The following is a 16,487-nucleotide window of genomic DNA, read 5'->3' as shown; positions in this document are numbered from 1 at the left end:
GGCGGCGCTCCCGGGCCTTTCGTTCGCGTACGTGTACGTACAGGTGGTATGCGCGCTCACGCCTTGACGCGGGCCGCCTTGCGCAGATCGGTGGCGAACTGGGCCACGTCGTCCGTGACGATGCCCTCGCCGCCCTTGAGCATCGCGGCGACGTCGAGGCCGAAGACGATGCCGTACGTGCTGTGGTCGGCCCACATGCAGATCGGCACGGTCGTCTCCTTGTCGCCCTCCTTGAAGGCGGCCGACTGGCACTTCATGACGGCGCCTTCGAGACCGGAGGGCTCGACGGTCTCGGGGTCGCCGACGAGCTTGAACTCCTCGGGGTCGCCGGTGTTGTCGCCCGTGCCCTTCTTGGAGTTCTCGTCGGCCTTGGCGAAACCGTCGTCGACGGACTTCTCCGGGTCCTCGATCTCGCCGTACATGCCCTGGAAGCTCATCTGCTTCCCCGTGAGGCCCTGTCCCACCTGGTACGCCGCCGCCACGTTCTCGGGGTTCTTGATGCCTATCTCCTCGGCGTTCTTCTTGTCGCCGGAGCCGAGCGGGCCGTCGTCGGGCGTGTCGCTGCTCTTGTCGCTCTTCTGGTAATCGCCCACCGAGGCCGGCGGCACCAGCTTGTGCGCCCCGTCGTCCTCGACCGAGGCGGAGCCGCCGCCCCCGCCGCCGAAGACGAAGTACGCGCCCACGCCGATGGCCGCGACCACGGCCACGGCACCGATGATCAGGCCCGTCTTCTTCTTGCCGCCGCCGGACGGCGGGGGCGGCGGCGTGACCTGCCCGTACGGGGCCTGGGGCTGCTGCCCGTAGGGGCCGGGCTGCTGCGGCTGGCTGTAGCCGGGCTGCTGCGGGGGCTGCTGGGGGTAGCCGTAACCGGGCTGCTGCGGCTGCTGGCCGTACGGTCCGGGCTGCTGCTGCGGCTGCTGGCCGTAGGGACCGGGCTGCTGGGGCTGCTGGCCGTAGGGTCCGGGCTGCTGGGGCTGCTGGCCGTACGGACCCGGCTGGTTGTCGCTCATGCTGTGGGTGTCCCCCCGTGAATGCTGATGTGTCCCGGACATCCTGAAGGAAGCCGCGGCCCCGTGGGGAGCCCGGAGGGAACCGTTACCGAAGATTCCGGTTTCGGGACCGCTCGGTCACCCCTCTAAACTGACCGCGTGACCGAGAACGCTCAGCAGCAGCCCACAGCGACCACTCCCGAACTGCCGACCCAGTACGCGCCGGCCGAGGTAGAGGGGCCGCTGTACGAGCGCTGGGTGGAACGGGGTTACTTCTCCGCCGACGAGAAGAGCGAGAAGCCGCCGTACACCGTCGTCATCCCGCCGCCGAACGTGACCGGCGCGCTCCACCTCGGCCACGCCTTCGAGCACACGCTCATCGACGCCCTCACCCGCCGCAAGCGCATGCAGGGCCACGAGACGCTCTGGCAGCCCGGCATGGACCACGCGGGCATCGCCACGCAGAACGTGGTGGAGCGTGAGCTCGGCAAGGAGGGCAAGTCCCGCCACGACCTCGGGCGCGAGGCGTTCATCGAGCGCGTCTGGAAGTGGAAGGGCGAGTCCGGCGGCCAGATCTCCGGCCAGATGCGGCGCCTGGGCGACGGCGTCGACTGGGACCGCGAGCGCTTCACCATGGACGAGGGCCTCTCCAAGTCCGTCCAGACCATCTTCAAGAAGCTCTACGACGACGAGCTGATCTACCGCGCCGAGCGCATCATCAACTGGTGCCCCCGCTGTCTCACGGCGATCTCGGACATCGAGGTCGAGTACCAGGACGACGACGGCGAGCTCGTCTCGATGAAGTACGGCGAGGGGGACGACACCATCGTCGTCGCCACCACCCGCGCCGAGACGATGCTCGGCGACACCGCCGTCGCGGTCCACCCCGAGGACGAGCGGTACAAGCACCTCGTCGGCAAGCAGATCAAGCTGCCGCTGACCGACCGCACGATCCCGGTCGTCGCGGACGAGCACGTCGACCCCGAGTTCGGCACCGGCGCCGTCAAGGTGACCCCGGCGCACGACCCTAACGACTTCGAGATCGGCCAGCGCCACAGCCTGCCGAACATCGCGGTCATGGACGAGCACGCGGTCATCACCGTGCCCGGGCCGTTCCAGGGCCTCGACCGGCTCGAAGCCCGCTCCGCCATCGTCGGCGCCCTGCGCGCCGAGGGCCGCATCGTCGCCGAGAAGCGCCCGTACGCGCACTCGGTCGGCCACTGCTCCCGCTGCAAGACCACCATCGAGCCGCGCCTGTCCATGCAGTGGTGGGTCAAGGTCGGCCCGCTCGCGAAGGCCGCCGGTGACGCGGTCCGCGACGGCAAGGTCAAGATCCACCCGCAGGAGATGGAGAAGCGCTACTTCGACTGGGTCGACAACCTCCACGACTGGTGCATCTCGCGCCAGCTCTGGTGGGGCCACCGCATCCCCGTCTGGTACGGGCCGAACGGCGAGGTCGTCTGCGTCGGACCCGACGACGAGGCCCCGACCGGCGAGGGCTGGACGCAGGACCACGACGTGCTCGACACGTGGTTCTCCTCCGGCCTGTGGCCGTTCTCCACCCTGGGGTGGCCCGAGCAGACCGAATCGCTCGCGAAGTTCTACCCGAACTCCGTCCTGGTCACCGGCTACGACATCCTCTTCTTCTGGGTCGCCCGGATGATGATGTTCGGCCTCTACGCGATGGACGGCACCCCGCCGTTCCACACGATCGTGCTGCACGGCATGGTCCGCGACCAGTTCGGCAAGAAGATGTCGAAGTCCTTCGGCAACGCGGTCAATCCGCTGGACTGGATGGACAAGTACGGCTCCGACGCCCTGCGCTTCACGCTCGCCCGCGGCGCCAACCCCGGCACCGACGTGCCGATCGGCGAGGACTGGGTCCAGGGCTCGCGCAACTTCGCCAACAAGATCTGGAACGCCACGCGCTTCGCGATGATGAACGGCGCCACGATCGAGGGCGAGCTGCCCCCGGCCGAGAAGCTGTCCGCCACCGACCGCTGGGTGCTCTCCCGCCTCAACGCGACGGTCGCCGAAGTCGACGCGCTCTACGACGACTACCAGTTCGCCAAGCTCTCCGACGCCCTCTTCCACTTCGCGTGGGACGAGGTCTTCGACTGGTACGTCGAGCTGTCCAAGACGACGTTCATGGCGGGCGGCGACGGCGCGAAGGTCTCGGCCCGTGTGCTCGGCGAGGTCCTCGACGTCACCCTGCGGCTGCTCCACCCGATCGTCCCGTTCGTCACGGAGACGCTCTGGACGGCGCTGACCGGCGGCGAGTCGCTCGTCATCGCCGACTGGCCCGCCGACAGCGGCTTCCGTGACGCGGGTGCCGAGCGGGAGATCGAGACCCTCCAGCAGGTCATCACCGAGGTCCGCCGCTTCCGCGCCGACCAGGGCCTCCAGCCGGGCCAGAAGGTCCCGGCCCGCCTCACGCTCGACGGTACGGCGCTCGCCCCGCACGAGGCCGCCATCCGCCAGCTCCTGCGCCTCCAGCCGGAGGGCGACGCCTTCACGGCGACGGCGACGCTGCCGGTCTCGGGCGCCACCGTCGCGCTCGACCTGTCCGGCACGATCGACGTGGCCGCCGAGCGCAAGCGCCTCGCCAAGGACCTGGCCGCCGCCGAGAAGGAGAAGGCGCAGGCCACCGCCAAGCTCGGCAATGAGGCGTTCCTCGCCAAGGCGCCGGACAACGTGGTCGACAAGATCCGTGGCCGCCTGACCAAGGCGGACGCCGACATCGCCCGCCTCCAGGCCCAGCTGGAGGCCCTGCCGGCGGCGTGACGCCCGGCCGTACGACGGCGTACGTGGACGAAGGCCCCCGGAACCGACTCGGTTCCGGGGGCCTTCGGCGTACGGAGGAGGGCCTTCGCCGTACGGAGGAGGGCCGAGCGGTCAGCTCACGCCCTGCCTGTCGGGGGCCCGGTCGTCGGCGGGGGCCGAGGGCGCGACGAGTTCCACCGGCTCGGCGGGTGGTTCCGCGGGCGCCGGCTCCGGGGCGTCCGGCGGCGGCTCCAGGCCGAGCCGGTGGAGCTCCGCGCACGCGAGGGCGTCGAGGATCTCCGGGTCGCCCTGGCGCCAGCCCCGGGCCAGGCTGCCCGGAGTCGCGCCGGAGATCTCCGTCGCGGTGACGGCCAGCTCGTCCAGCGGCTGGAGCAGGGAGCGCAGGGCGAGCAGATCGCGGCCGTCGGCGGAGGCGGCGAGGTCCTTGGCCGTGCCCGCCTGCCGGACCCAGCGGAGCCTGCGCGGCAGCCAGACCGCGACGAGCAGGCCGGCCGGCACGACGAAGAGAGCGAGGGCGCCCATGGACACGCCCACGCGGACGACCACCGGGTCCATGGTGTCGACGGCGGCCGTCACGCGCCGCACGGCGGTGTCGAAGGGCCCACCGACCAGGGGGAACGGCGCGCGGTGCTCCTGGACGGCCTGGGGGACGGCGAGGGAACCGGCCAGCCGGTACGTGCCGACCGCGGCGGCGGCCCACAGCGCGGTCCACAGGAGGACCACGGCGTCACCGACGAGCTGATGGGTCCTTCGCGCGGAATTCTGGGCATACCACATGGTCAGATTTGACCCATGGCGGGCACGGGAACCCGTGAGCCGCGCGGCGACCGGTGCCGCACATCACCACATCAGGGTCATAAGTCCGATGATAGGGGCGAGGGGCTGGGGGCCCGTTGGACCCTGGATGAGGGGGACCGGCCTGAGGCCGCCGCGGCTACGCGGCCGTCGTCGCCTTCTCCAGGGCGTCGAAGTCCTCCACGCACTTGCCGCAGCCGAGGGCCACGCTGTCCAGCGGATCGTCGGCCACGAAGACCGGGATGCCGGTGGCGGAGGCGATGCGGAGATCGAGGCCGGGCAGCAGCGCGCCGCCGCCGGTCAGCACGATGCCGTGCTCCATGATGTCGCCGGACAGCTCCGGCGGGCACTCCTCCAGCGTCGCCCGGACCGCGGCGATGATCTGCTCCACCGGCTCGTCCAGGGCCGAACGCGCCTCACGCACCGTCAGGTCCAGGGTCTTGGGCAGGCCCCGCACCTTCTCCCGGCCCCGCAGGGTGAACGTCCGCTGCTCGAACTCCTCCTCCCCCGGCACGGGCCACGCCGAGCCGATGGCGACCTTGACGTCCTCGGCGGTGCGCTCGCCCACCAGGAGCCCGTGCTGCTTGCGCACGAAGTCGGTGATCGCCTGGTCGAAGCGGTCCCCGCCCACCCGCAGCGACTGGGCCGTGACGATGCCGCCGAGCGAGATGACGGCGACCTCGGTGGTGCCGCCGCCGATGTCGACGACCATCGAGCCGCGCGGCTCGGCGACCGGCAGCCCCGCCCCGATCGCGGCGGCCATCGGCTCCTCGATCAGGTGCACGGCCTTCGCCCCGGCCCGCTGCGCCGCGTGCACGATGGCCCGCCGCTCGACGGGCGTCACCCCGCTGGGCACGCACACCACCATGCGCGTACGGGGACGCCGGCCGGACAGGGCCTTGCGCACGAAGTGCCGGATCATCTCCTCGGCGGCCTCGTAGTCGCTGATCACGCCGTCCCGCAGCGGCCGGATCGCGGTGATGGACCCTGGGGTGCGCCCGATCGTCTCCTTGGCCTCGGTCCCGACGGCGAGCACCCCGCCCTTGCCGCCCTCCCGCACGGCGACGACGGACGGCTCGTTGAGCACGATGCCCTTTCCGCGTACGTAGAGAAGGGTGTTCGCAGTGCCGAGGTCGATACCTATGTCCATGATCACCAAGTTTGCCCGGTAGTCCTGTGAAGCGGAGGGACTTTGGTCCCGAATCGGACGGGCCAAAGGTCCCGACGAGGGCCGCTCGCGGCGCCTCGGAGGTCCCGGGCGGGGCCTGACCGCATGTGTCGGTGGCGCTCCGTAGACTGGCGTGCGTGAGTGACCTCCCCCCGCACGACGACGACCGACCCATCGAGCCCACCGACAGCTCCGACGCCTTCGAGGACATCGTCGGCGCCGAGACCGACCGGGACCCCGACCTCGCGGTGATCGAGGCGGGCAGCCGCACCCTGCGCGCCCAGGCGGGCCCGCCCGAGGGCGACATCCCCGCCCGCCCCACCGACCCCGAGGTGGACAAGGCGCTGCGCGAGGTGGAGGCCGAGCTCGCCGGGCGCTGGGGCGAGACGAAGCTGGAGCCCTCCGTCCGGCGTATCGCCGCGCTGATGGACGTCCTCGGCGAGCCCCAGCGCGCGTACCCCTCGATCCACATCACGGGGACGAACGGCAAGACGTCCACGGCCCGGATGATCGAGGCCCTGCTCTCCGCCTTCGAGCTGCGCACCGGGCGGTACACCTCGCCGCACGTGCAGTCCATCACCGAGCGGATCAGCCTGGACGGCGCCGCCATCGAGGCCGAGCGCTTCGTCGAGGCGTACCACGACATCAAGCCGTACGTGGAGCTGGTCGACGCCAAGGAGGAGTTCCGCCTCTCCTTCTTCGAGGTCCTCACCGGCATGGCGTACGCGGCCTTCGCCGACGCCCCCGTGGACGTGGCCGTCGTCGAGGTCGGCATGGGCGGAAGCTGGGACGCGACGAACGTCATCGACGGCTCCGTCGCCGTCGTGACCCCCATCGACCTGGACCACACCGACCGCCTCGGCTCCACGCCGGGCGAGATCGCCGCGGAGAAGTCCGGGATCATCAAGCAGGACGCGACGGTGATCCTCGCCCAGCAGCCGGTGGACGCCGCGCAGGTGCTCCTGAAGAAGGCCGTCGAGGTCGACGCGACCGTCGCCCGCCAGGGCCTCGAATTCGGTGTCGTCTCCCGGCAGGTCGCCGTCGGCGGCCAGCTCCTGACGCTGCGTGGACTCGGCGGGGAGTACGAAGAGGTGTTCCTGCCCCTGCACGGCGAGCACCAGGCGCACAACGCCTCGGTCGCGCTCGCGGCCGTGGAGGCGTTCTTCGGCATCGGCGCGCAGCACGCGCGCCCGCTCGACATCGACGTGATCCGCAAGGCGTTCGCCGCGGTCGCGTCGCCGGGCCGCCTGGAGGTCGTGCGCCGCTCGCCCACCATCGTGCTCGACGCCGCGCACAACCCGTCGGGCGCGCGGGCCGCCGCGGCGGGCATCAGCGAGGCCTTCGACTTCAGCAACCTCATCGGCGTGGTCGGCGCGAGCGACGACAAGGACGTGAAGGGGCTCCTCGAAGCCTTCGAGCCCCTCTTCGCCGAGGTCGTCGTCACGCAGAACAGCAGCCACCGCTCGATGGACGCGGACGACCTGGCCGCCATCGCCGTCGAGGTCTTCGGCGACGAGCGGGTCCAGGTCGAGCCGCGGCTTCCGGACGCCCTGGAGGCCGCGATCACCCTGGCCGAGGAAGAGGGGGAGTTCGCGGGCGCCGGAGTCCTCGTCACCGGTTCCGTCATCACGGTCGGCGAGGCCCGGCTGCTCCTGGGGAGGGGCTGACCCCTTATGCGTACGCTCTGCGCTTCGACCCTGATCGGCGAGTTCTTCGTCATCGGCTTCGCGGGTCTCGTCGCCATGAAGGACCCGGACCTGTCCATGGGCACGGTCTGGACGGTCTGCGGCATCGCGATGCTGCTGTCGGTGCTGCTCTGCGGTGTCATCACCCGGCCCGGCGGGGTGCAGCTCGGCTGGGCCCTGCAGATCGGGCTGATCGCCAGCGGCTTCGTGGTCCCGGTGATGTTCTTCATGGGCGCGGTGTTCGCCGCCCTGTGGTGGGCCTCGGTGCACTTCGGACGCCAGATCGACGAGGCGAAGGCGAGGTTCGCGGCCATGGCGGAGGGCCAGGCGGAGGCCGGAGGTAACACCGCGTAGCCGCCCCCGGTATCGTGCGGGCCATCCCACGTGATCGTAAAGATCGTGAAAACACTTTGGAGCCGCACATGAGCCAGCGCACCCTCGTCCTGCTGAAGCCCGACGCCGTCCGTCGTGGCCTGATCGGCGAGATCATCGGCCGTATCGAGCGCAAGGCGGGCTGGACGATCTCCGCGCTGGAGCTGCGGTCGCTGGACCAGGACACCCTGGAGCAGCACTACGGCGAGCACAAGGGCAAGCCCTTCTACGAGCCGCTGGTCGCCTTCATGGCGTCCGGTCCGGTCGTCGCGCTCGTCGTCGAGGGCGAGCGGGTCATCGAGGGTGTGCGCGCGCTCGCCGGTCCGACCGACCCGATCGCCGCGGCGCCGGGCTCCATCCGCGGTGACTTCGGCACCATCGTGCGGGAGAACCTGATCCACGCCTCGGACTCCGAGGAGTCCGCCGAGCGGGAGCTGAAGATCTTCTTCCCGGGCGTGGCGTGACGCTCCCCGGCGAAGCGAACTGACAATACGTCAGGAAGAAACCTGCCTTACCTCGGACGGCCGAACAAATTCGGCCGTCCTTTGGCATATGCGCCCCAATCGGGGGAACGTGTGGCCCTTATGGCACGTCTCTATGGGCGAGGCGGCACGTCATCTGCTGACAATGGCGAAGACCCTCGCGTCGTGCTCGCGCGGCCGAGACTACGATGGAAGCCTCCACTGCCACACAGCACCCACCTCGCCTACCTAAAAAGCCATCAAACGCTCCAATAGGGAAGGCCAGACGCATCCTCATGGGGAACAACATGTCGTTCATCGGCCGTGACATGGCTGTCGACCTCGGGACCGCCAACACGCTGGTGTACGTCAGGGGTCGGGGGATCGTGCTCAACGAGCCGTCCGTCGTCGCGATCAACACCAACACCGGTGGCATTCTCGCGGTGGGCGCGGAAGCGAAGAAGATGATCGGGCGCACGCCCGGCAACATCGTCGCGGTGCGTCCTCTGAAGGACGGCGTGATCGCCGACTTCGAGATCACCGAGCGCATGCTCCGCTACTTCATCCTGAAGATCCACAAGCGGCGCTACCTCGCCCGTCCGCGCGTCGTCGTCTGCGTGCCCTCCGGCATCACCGGTGTCGAGCGCCGCGCCGTCATCGAGGCCTCCTCGCAGGCCGGCGCGCGCCAGGTGCACATCATCGAGGAGCCCATGGCCGCGGCCATCGGCTCGGGCCTGCCGGTCCACGAGGCCACGGGCAACATGGTGGTGGACATCGGCGGCGGCACCACCGAGGTCGCGGTCATCAGCCTCGGCGGAATCGTGACGGCACAGTCGATCCGCGTCGCGGGCGACGAGCTGGACAACGCGATCATCCAGCACATCAAGAAGGAGTACTCCCTCCTCCTCGGCGAGCGCACGGCCGAGCAGATCAAGATCACCATCGGTTCGGCGTACGACATGGACGCCGACGAGCACACCGAGATCCGCGGCAGGGACCTGGTCTCCGGCCTGCCCAAGACCGTCGTCATCTCCGCCGCCGAGGTCCGCAAGGCCATCGAGGAGCCGGTCAACGCGATCGTCGACGCGGTCAAGACGACCCTCGACAAGTGCCCGCCCGAGCTGTCGGGCGACGTCATGGACCGCGGCATCGTCCTCACCGGCGGCGGCGCCCTGCTCCGCGGTCTCGACGAGCGGCTGCGCCGCGAGACCGGCATGCCGATCCACATCGCCGAGAACCCGCTGGACAGCGTGGCGCTCGGCTCCGGGAAGTGTGTCGAGGAGTTCGAGGCGTTGCAGCAGGTGCTGGACTCCCAGCCGCGCAGATGATCTGACGCGCGAAGATCCGCCGTACGAGTGCCTGCCACTTCGTGCGGCGGATCGTTGATATAGAGGCAGGACAGAAGATTCCCGGCAAGGCAGAGGAATTTCCCCGAACTCCGTGGAACTCGCATATTCCACGTCATTCCGATTGAGGAAGGCACGCCGCCGCACGTGAGGGACACACGAGAGAGCCGGCTGCTCCTGGTGCTGCTGATCGCCATCGCGTTCGCTTTGATCACGGTGGACATCCGCGGAGGCGAGGACTCACCGGTCGACGGTGCCCGCCGGGCCGCCGCCACCGTCTTCGGTCCGGTCGAGGAGGGAATGTCCTCCGCCGTCGACCCGATCGGCAACGCCATCGGCGCGGTCCGCGACTCCGGCGAGCGGCACGACCGCATCGCCGAACTGGAGCGCCAGAACGCCGCGTTGAAGGCCAGGCTCGGCAGCGACGACCGCAACCGCAGCCGGGTGCGCCAGCTCGACAGCATGCTCAAGAAGGCGGGCGCGGGACAGTACGGCATCAAGGGCGCGGAGGTCATCGGCATAGGAGCGGCCCAGGGCTTCTCCTGGACCGTCACCATCGACGCGGGCGCCAACGACGGGCTCAAGCGCGACATGACCGTTCTGAACGGCGAAGGCCTGGTCGGCCGCGTCACCACGGTCGGCCCCAGCACCGCGACCGTCCTGCTCGCCAACGACCCCGACTTCACGGTCGGCACCCGCATGGAGAAGTCCGACGAGCTCGGCTTCGCCACCGGACAGGGCGACCGCCCGCTCTCCGTCCAGCTCCTCAACGGCAAGTCCGACGTCAAGAAGGGCGACCGCCTCGTCACCTTCGGCTCCCGCAAGGACAAGCCGTTCGTGCCCGGCGTGCCGGTCGGCGAGGTCGTCCGCGTCGACCCCTCCGGCGGCGACCTGACCCGCACCGTCTACGTGCGGCCCTACGTCGGCTTCAGCCGGCTCGACATCGTCGGCGTGGTCGTCGAGGCGCCCCGCGAGGACCCGCGCGACACGGTCCTGCCGAAGAAGCCCGAGAAGCCCAAGCCGACGCCGACGGTGACCGTGACGGCCACCCCCTCGGGACAGGCCCCGGCCGACGGCGCTGCCGACCCGGCCGACGGCGCTGCCGATCCGGCCGACGGTGCCGCCAACGACGACGAGCAGTAGGAGACCGGACCCATGCGCTTCAACCGAATCCTGCTCTCCGCCGCGCTGGTCGTCGTGGCCCTGGTGATCCAGGTCAGCGTCCTCGCCCGGCTCCAGCTCCCGGGCGCCGTGCCCGACCTGGTGCTGCTCACCGTCCTCGGCCTCGCCCTGGTCTACGGCCACGTCGGCGGCGCCCTCGTCGGCTTCGGCGCGGGCCTCCTCGCCGACCTGGCCCCGCCCGCCGACCACGCCGTGGGGCGCTACGCCCTCGTGCTCTGCGTCATCGGCTATCTGGCGGGCCTCGCGAAGCCCGACACGGGCAGACTGCGCTCCGTCAGCGGTCCGCTCCTCGTGGTCGTCGCCGCCGCCATCGGCTCGACCCTGCTGTACGCGGGCGTCGGCTCCCTGGTCGGTGACACCGCCGCCCGCCACGTGGGCCTGGTCGGGCTGCTCTTCACCGCCGCGCTCTACGACCTGCTGCTCGCGCCGTTCACGGTGCCGCTGATCATCGCGCTCGCCAGACGTGCCGACAACGACCCGCTGGGCGAGAACGGCCCGGCCAACCAGGGGGCCGACGTCACCTCCGGCTGGCTCTCCTCCGGCACCGGACTGCGCATCGGCAAGCAGCGCGGCGGCCTGCGCATGAAGACCGCCAAGGCGCGGGCCGCCCGCGCCGGACGCATCAAGGGGGTCAAGCGGCTGTGACCAACATCCCCGAGACGGGACGCACGCCCCGCGTGCAGATCCGCCTGATGATCATCCAGGTGCTCGTCGTCTCCCTGCTGCTCACCCTCGGCGGCCGGCTCTGGTACCTCCAGGTCCGCAACGGCGACGAGTACGCCAAGGAAGCCTCGGGCAACCACGTCCAGCAGGTCGTCCAGCCCGCCGTGCGCGGCTCGATCCTGGACGCGCGCGGCGTGCCGATCGCCGACAACCAGACCCGCCTCGTCGTCTCCGCCTCCCGCACGGACCTGATGAAGATGAAGGACGACGGCAAGGCGGTCCTCGCCAAGCTCGCCGACGTCCTCGACATGACGCCCGAGGAGGTCGAGGGCAAGGTCCGCCTCTGCGACGCCAAGACGCCGCAGCCCTGCTGGAACGGCTCGCCCTACCAGCCCATCCCGATCACCGACGAGGCCACGCCCAAGCAGGCCCTTCAGATCCGGGAGCGCTCCGAGGACTTCCCCGGCATCACGGCCGAGCCCACCGCCGTGCGCCGCTACGCCGCCCCCGGCAAGTCCAACACCGCCCAGGTGCTCGGCTACCTCTCGCCCGTCACGGACGAGGAGATCAAGAAGGCCGAGGACACCGACTCGCCGTTCCTGCGCTCGGACATGGTGGGCCGCTCCGGCCTTGAGCGTACGTACGACAAGCAGCTCCGCGGCAAGGCCGGCGTCACCCGCTACGAGGTCGACAACCTGGGCCGCGTCATCGGCAAGGCCAAGGACGACAAGGCCAAGCCCGGCGCGAACGTCGTCACCAGCATCGACGCGCGCGTGCAGGCGGTCGCGGAGTACTGGCTGAACGACGCCATGAAGCAGGCCCGCAAGGAACACGACAAGAACACCAACCAGAACTACAAGGCCGACGCGGGCGCCGTCGTCGTCATGGAGAACAAGACCGGACGCGTCGTCTCCATGGCCTCCAACCCGACCTACGACCCGAACGCCTGGGTCGGCGGCATCTCCGGCAAGGACTACACCGAGCTCACCGGCAAGAAGTCCAACTACCCGCTGCTCAACCGCGCCATCCAGGGCCAGGCGGCCCCCGGCTCGATCTTCAAGGTCATCCCGACGACCGCCGCGGTCAACGCGGGCTATGACTTCAACGGCAGCTACCCCTGCCCCAGTTCGTACTCGGTCGGCGGCCAGACCTTCCAGAACTACGAGTCCAAGGGCCACGGCACGATCAGCCTCGGCAAGGCCCTGGAAGTCTCCTGCGACACCGTCTTCTACAAGCTCTCGCACGACCAGTGGGCGAAGGACGGCGGCAACAACCCGAAGAAGAACGCGCAGGACTGGTTCTACAAGACCGCCCACCAGTTCGGTCTCGGCAAGGAGACCGGCATCGACCTGCCCAACGAGGTCACCGGACGCGTCCCGGACCGCCAGTGGAAGAAGGACTACTGGAAGGCCAACAAGAACGCCTGGTGCAAGCAGGGCAAGAAGAGCGGCGAGTACGCCGAGCGCATCGCGTACGAGAACTGCCTCGAAGGCATGAAGATGCGCGCCGGTGACTCCATCAACTACTCCATCGGACAGGGCGACACCCTCGTCACGCCGATACAGATGGCGACGATCTACTCCGCCATCGCCAACGGCGGCACGATGTACGACCCGACGGTGGGCAAGGCGATCGTCAGCGCCGACGGCAGGCAGGTCCAGGAGATCAAGCCGCGGTCGCACGGCAAGCTGCCGATGGACGAAAAGCTGCGCAAGGACATAGACGGTGCCCTGGAGGACGTCGCCACGCGCGGTACGGCCGCCTGGCGGTTCCAGGGATGGCCGCAGGACAAGATCCCGATGCACGCCAAGACGGGTACCGCCGAGGTCTACGGCAAGCAGACCACCTCGTGGTTCGCGACGTACACCAAGGAGTACACGATCGTCATGACGATCTCCCAGGGCGGTACGGGCTCCGGTGCGTCGGGACCCGCCGTCCGCCAGATCTACAACGCCATCTACGGCCTGGACGACAAGGGCAAGCAGAACCTGAAGAAGGCCCTCCTGCCCGAGCCGCAGAAGTCCCTGCCCAAGATCAAGAGTGACGGCTCCATCCACTCCCCGAAGATCAAGCCGTACAAGCCGGAGGCGCCCAAGCCCCCGACGCCGCAGGAACTGGCGGGCCCCCCGGCCGACTGGAGGCGGGACTGACCCATGGCCATGAACAACGGCTTCTCCGTCTCCGGGTACGGCCCCGAGCGCTCCCAGCTGTCGCGACTCCTCGCCCGCGACTCGATACTGCGCCGGCTCGACTGGGTCATACTGCTCGCCGCCATCGCGCTCTCCGCGCTCGGCGCCGCGCTCGTCTACTCCGCGACCCGCGGCCGCACCGAGCTGGTCGGCGACGACCCGTACTCCTTCCTGCTCAAGCACCTGCTGAACACCGGCATCGGCTTCGCCCTGATGATCGGCACGGTCTGGCTCGGCCACCGCACCCTGCGCACGGCCGTGCCGATCCTCTACGGCATCTCCGTCTTCCTGGTGCTGCTCGTCCTCACCCCGCTCGGCGCCACCATCAACGGCGCGCACGCGTGGATCGTGATCGGCGGCGGCTTCTCGCTCCAGCCCTCGGAGTTCGTGAAGATCACGATCATCCTCGGCATGGCCATGCTGCTCGCGGCGCGCGTCGACGCGGGCGATCGGGAGCACCCCGACCACCGCACGGTGGTGCAGGCCCTCGGCCTCGCGGCCGTGCCGATCGCCATCGTCATGCTGATGCCCGACCTCGGTTCGGTCATGGTCATGGTGATGATCGTGCTCGGCGTCCTGCTCGCCTCGGGCGCCTCCAACCGCTGGGTCCTCGGGCTCCTCGGCACGGGCGCGCTCGGCGGCGTCGCCATATGGCAGCTCGGCGTCCTCGACGACTACCAGATCGCCCGCTTCGCGGCGTTCGCCAACCCCGCGCTCGACCCGGCGGGCGTCGGCTACAACACCAACCAGGCACGCATCGCCATCGGCTCCGGCGGTCTCACCGGCACCGGCCTGACCAAGGGCTCCCAGACCACCGGACAGTTCGTCCCCGAGCAGCAGACGGACTTCGTCTTCACCGTCGCGGGCGAGGAACTGGGCTTCGTCGGCGCGGGTGCCATCCTGCTGCTGCTCGGCGTGGTGCTCTGGCGGGCCTGCCGCATCGCGCGCGAGACGACCGAGCTGTACGGCACGATCGTCGCCGCGGGCATCATCGCCTGGTTCGCCTTCCAGGCCTTCGAGAACATCGGGATGACCCTCGGCATCATGCCGGTCGCGGGGCTTCCGCTGCCGTTCGTCAGTTACGGAGGCTCGTCGATGTTCGCGGTCTGGGTGGCGGTCGGCCTGCTCCAGTCGATCAAGGTGCAGCGCCCACTGTCGGCCTGAACGCTTGGCGTCTAGATTCGGTCCATGGCGGAGACGAAGCGCGAGATCGAACGGAAGTACGACGTGGCGGCGGGCGCCGAGCTGCCCGACCTGACCGGCGCGGCCGACGTCGCGGACTCCGTCGACAGAGGCGTCGCGGAGCTGGACGCCGTCTACTGGGACACCCCCGACCAGCGCCTGGCCGCCGCGTCCATCACGCTGCGCCGCCGCACCGGCGGCGCGGACGAGGGCTGGCACCTGAAGCTGCCGGTGTCCCTCGCGGAGGGGGTGCGCGACGAGATCCACGAGCCGCTCTCGGACACCGTGCCGCGCCCCCTGCTCGGCCTCGTGCGCTCCCGCGTCCGCGAGGCCGAGCTGATCCCCGTGGTCCGGCTGCTGTCCTCCCGCCGGGTGCGCCACCTCGTCGACGCCGAGGGCGCGCTGCTCGCCGAGGTCAGCGTCGACGCGGTCATCGCCGAGCGGCTCACCGACGGCGGTGGCACGGCCGCGTGGACCGAACTGGAGGTCGAGCTCGCCGACGGCGGCGACCCCGCGTTCCTCGACAAGGTCGAGAAGAAGCTGAAGAAGGCGGGCGTACGGAGGGCGGGCTCGTCGTCGAAGCTGGGCCGGGCCCTCGCCGAGACGGCACCGGCATCACGTACGGCCGACGGGAAGACCGCCCCAGTGGCCCCCTCCGAAGGGGCCGTCAGCAGCGGTGGACGGGCCGGCAAGGCCGAGGCCGTGGAGCAGGCGGTGCGCGAGGCGGTGGGGGACGGGACCGGCACCGCGGGGGACCACCTCGTCGCCTACCTCCGCGCCCAGCGCGACGCCATCGTCTCCCTCGACCCCGCGGTCCGCCGCGACCTGCCCGACTCCGTCCACCAGATGCGGGTCGCCACCCGCCGGATGCGCAGCGCCTTCAAGTCGTACCGGAAGATCCTGGACCGGACGGTCACCGACCCCCTGGGCGAGGAGCTGAAGTGGCTCGCGGGGGAGCTGGGTGTCGACCGCGACCAGGAGGTCCTCGCCGAGCGGTTCACCGCCCGCATCGACGAGCTCCCCAAGACGCTGCTGCTCGGCCCGGTCCGCGGCCGGCTCCGCGTCTGGGCCGTGACCCGCCGCACCGGATCGCGCGGCAGGACCGTCGCCGTGCTCGACGGCGGCCGCTACCTCGCGCTCCTCGACGCCGTCGACGCCCTGCTCGCCGAGCCGCCGCTGCGCCCCGCCGCCGCGCGGCCGCCGGCCGACGTGCTGCCCAAGGCGCTGCTCAAGGACTACGCCCGCCTCGCGGCCCGCGTCGAACACGCCCTCGGCCTGCCCGCGGGCCAGGAGCGCGACCGCGCCCTGCACGACGCCCGCAAGGCCGCGAAGCGGGCCCGGTACGCGGGCGAGGCGGCGACGCCCGCCCTCGGCAAGCCGGCCAAGCGGTTCGCGAAGGAGATGAAGGCCGTGCAGAGCGTGCTCGGCGACCACCAGGACAGCGTGGTCGCGCGCGAGGCGCTGCGGGCCCTGGCCGTCCAGGCCCACCTGGCGGGGGAGAACGCCTTCAGCTGGGGCCTGCTCCACGGCCAGGAGGAGGCGTCGGCCGCCGACCGCGAGCGGGAACTTCCGCAGGTGTGGGCCAGGGCCTCGCGCCGGAAGCTGCGGGCGCCGCTGGGCGGCTGAGCGGCGGCGTCACGACGGCCCGTGCGGGAGGACTCCTCAGCCGCG

The 16,487-nt window shown here is 70.5% G+C and carries 13 protein-coding genes; 10 read left to right on the top strand and 3 right to left on the bottom strand.

Annotated features, from left to right (window positions below; genetic code table 11):
* Window positions 1–56: 56 nt before the first annotated feature.
* Window positions 57–1,010 (bottom strand): hypothetical protein, encoded by a 954-nt coding sequence (locus ACRAKF_RS14145; RefSeq protein WP_447037426.1) that lies wholly within the window; start codon window positions 1,008–1,010, stop codon window positions 57–59.
* A 138-nt stretch (window positions 1,011–1,148) separates the two neighbouring features.
* Here ACRAKF_RS14145 and ACRAKF_RS14140 point away from each other — a divergent pair, with 138 nt between their 5' ends.
* Window positions 1,149–3,773, top strand: a complete 2,625-nt coding sequence (locus ACRAKF_RS14140; RefSeq protein ID WP_447037425.1) for a valine--tRNA ligase — start codon at window positions 1,149–1,151, stop codon at window positions 3,771–3,773.
* Window positions 3,774–3,884: 111 nt separating this feature from the next.
* Here the strand turns inward: ACRAKF_RS14140 and ACRAKF_RS14135 are convergent, their stop codons facing one another.
* Both ACRAKF_RS14135 and ACRAKF_RS14130 read right to left on the bottom strand, forming a co-directional pair.
* The gene (locus ACRAKF_RS14135) at window positions 3,885–4,550 is read right to left on the bottom strand and encodes a hypothetical protein (protein WP_447037424.1); all 666 of its coding nucleotides are present in this window, start codon (window positions 4,548–4,550) and stop codon (window positions 3,885–3,887) included.
* Window positions 4,551–4,707: 157 nt separating this feature from the next.
* Window positions 4,708–5,718 carry a rod shape-determining protein gene (locus tag ACRAKF_RS14130; protein ID WP_447037423.1) on the bottom strand — a complete coding sequence of 337 codons (1,011 nt, stop codon included), beginning with the start codon at window positions 5,716–5,718 and terminating at the stop codon, window positions 4,708–4,710.
* Window positions 5,719–5,873: 155 nt separating this feature from the next.
* Here ACRAKF_RS14130 and folC point away from each other — a divergent pair, with 155 nt between their 5' ends.
* From folC to ACRAKF_RS14085, 9 genes are all read left to right on the top strand, one after another.
* Window positions 5,874–7,403 carry a bifunctional tetrahydrofolate synthase/dihydrofolate synthase gene (gene folC, locus ACRAKF_RS14125; RefSeq protein WP_447037421.1) on the top strand — a complete coding sequence of 510 codons (1,530 nt, stop codon included), beginning with the start codon at window positions 5,874–5,876 and terminating at the stop codon, window positions 7,401–7,403.
* A 6-nt stretch (window positions 7,404–7,409) separates the two neighbouring features.
* Window positions 7,410–7,775, top strand: a complete 366-nt coding sequence (locus ACRAKF_RS14120) for a DUF4233 domain-containing protein (RefSeq protein ID WP_447037420.1) — start codon at window positions 7,410–7,412, stop codon at window positions 7,773–7,775.
* Between the two features lie 68 nt (window positions 7,776–7,843).
* Window positions 7,844–8,257 (top strand): nucleoside-diphosphate kinase, encoded by a 414-nt coding sequence (gene ndk, locus ACRAKF_RS14115; protein ID WP_447037419.1) that lies wholly within the window; start codon window positions 7,844–7,846, stop codon window positions 8,255–8,257.
* Between the two features lie 305 nt (window positions 8,258–8,562).
* Window positions 8,563–9,582, top strand: a complete 1,020-nt coding sequence (locus ACRAKF_RS14110; protein ID WP_447037417.1) for a rod shape-determining protein — start codon at window positions 8,563–8,565, stop codon at window positions 9,580–9,582.
* 165 nt (window positions 9,583–9,747) lie between these two features.
* A complete protein-coding gene (gene mreC / locus ACRAKF_RS14105) occupies window positions 9,748–10,743 on the top strand; it encodes a rod shape-determining protein MreC (protein ID WP_447037415.1) in 996 nt (331 codons plus the stop codon).
* Window positions 10,744–10,755: 12 nt separating this feature from the next.
* Window positions 10,756–11,427, top strand: a complete 672-nt coding sequence (gene mreD / locus ACRAKF_RS14100; RefSeq protein ID WP_447037414.1) for a rod shape-determining protein MreD — start codon at window positions 10,756–10,758, stop codon at window positions 11,425–11,427.
* Window positions 11,424–13,595, top strand: coding sequence for a penicillin-binding protein 2 (gene mrdA / locus ACRAKF_RS14095; RefSeq protein ID WP_447037413.1), 2,172 nt, complete (start codon window positions 11,424–11,426; stop codon window positions 13,593–13,595). The genes mreD and mrdA overlap by 4 nt, the downstream gene beginning before the upstream one ends.
* A gap of 3 nt (window positions 13,596–13,598) precedes the next feature.
* Window positions 13,599–14,798: a rod shape-determining protein RodA gene (gene rodA / locus ACRAKF_RS14090; RefSeq protein ID WP_447037412.1), complete on the top strand. Its 1,200-nt coding sequence runs from the start codon at window positions 13,599–13,601 to the stop codon at window positions 14,796–14,798.
* A 24-nt stretch (window positions 14,799–14,822) separates the two neighbouring features.
* Window positions 14,823–16,442, top strand: coding sequence for a CYTH and CHAD domain-containing protein (locus ACRAKF_RS14085; protein WP_447037410.1), 1,620 nt, complete (start codon window positions 14,823–14,825; stop codon window positions 16,440–16,442).
* Window positions 16,443–16,487: the final 45 nt, after the last annotated feature.

The sequence above is a fragment of the Streptomyces sp. DSM 118878 genome (assembly GCF_052936595.1).
The sequence above is the reverse complement of the archived record's forward strand: the minus strand, read 5'-3'. Positions and strand labels throughout refer to the sequence as shown.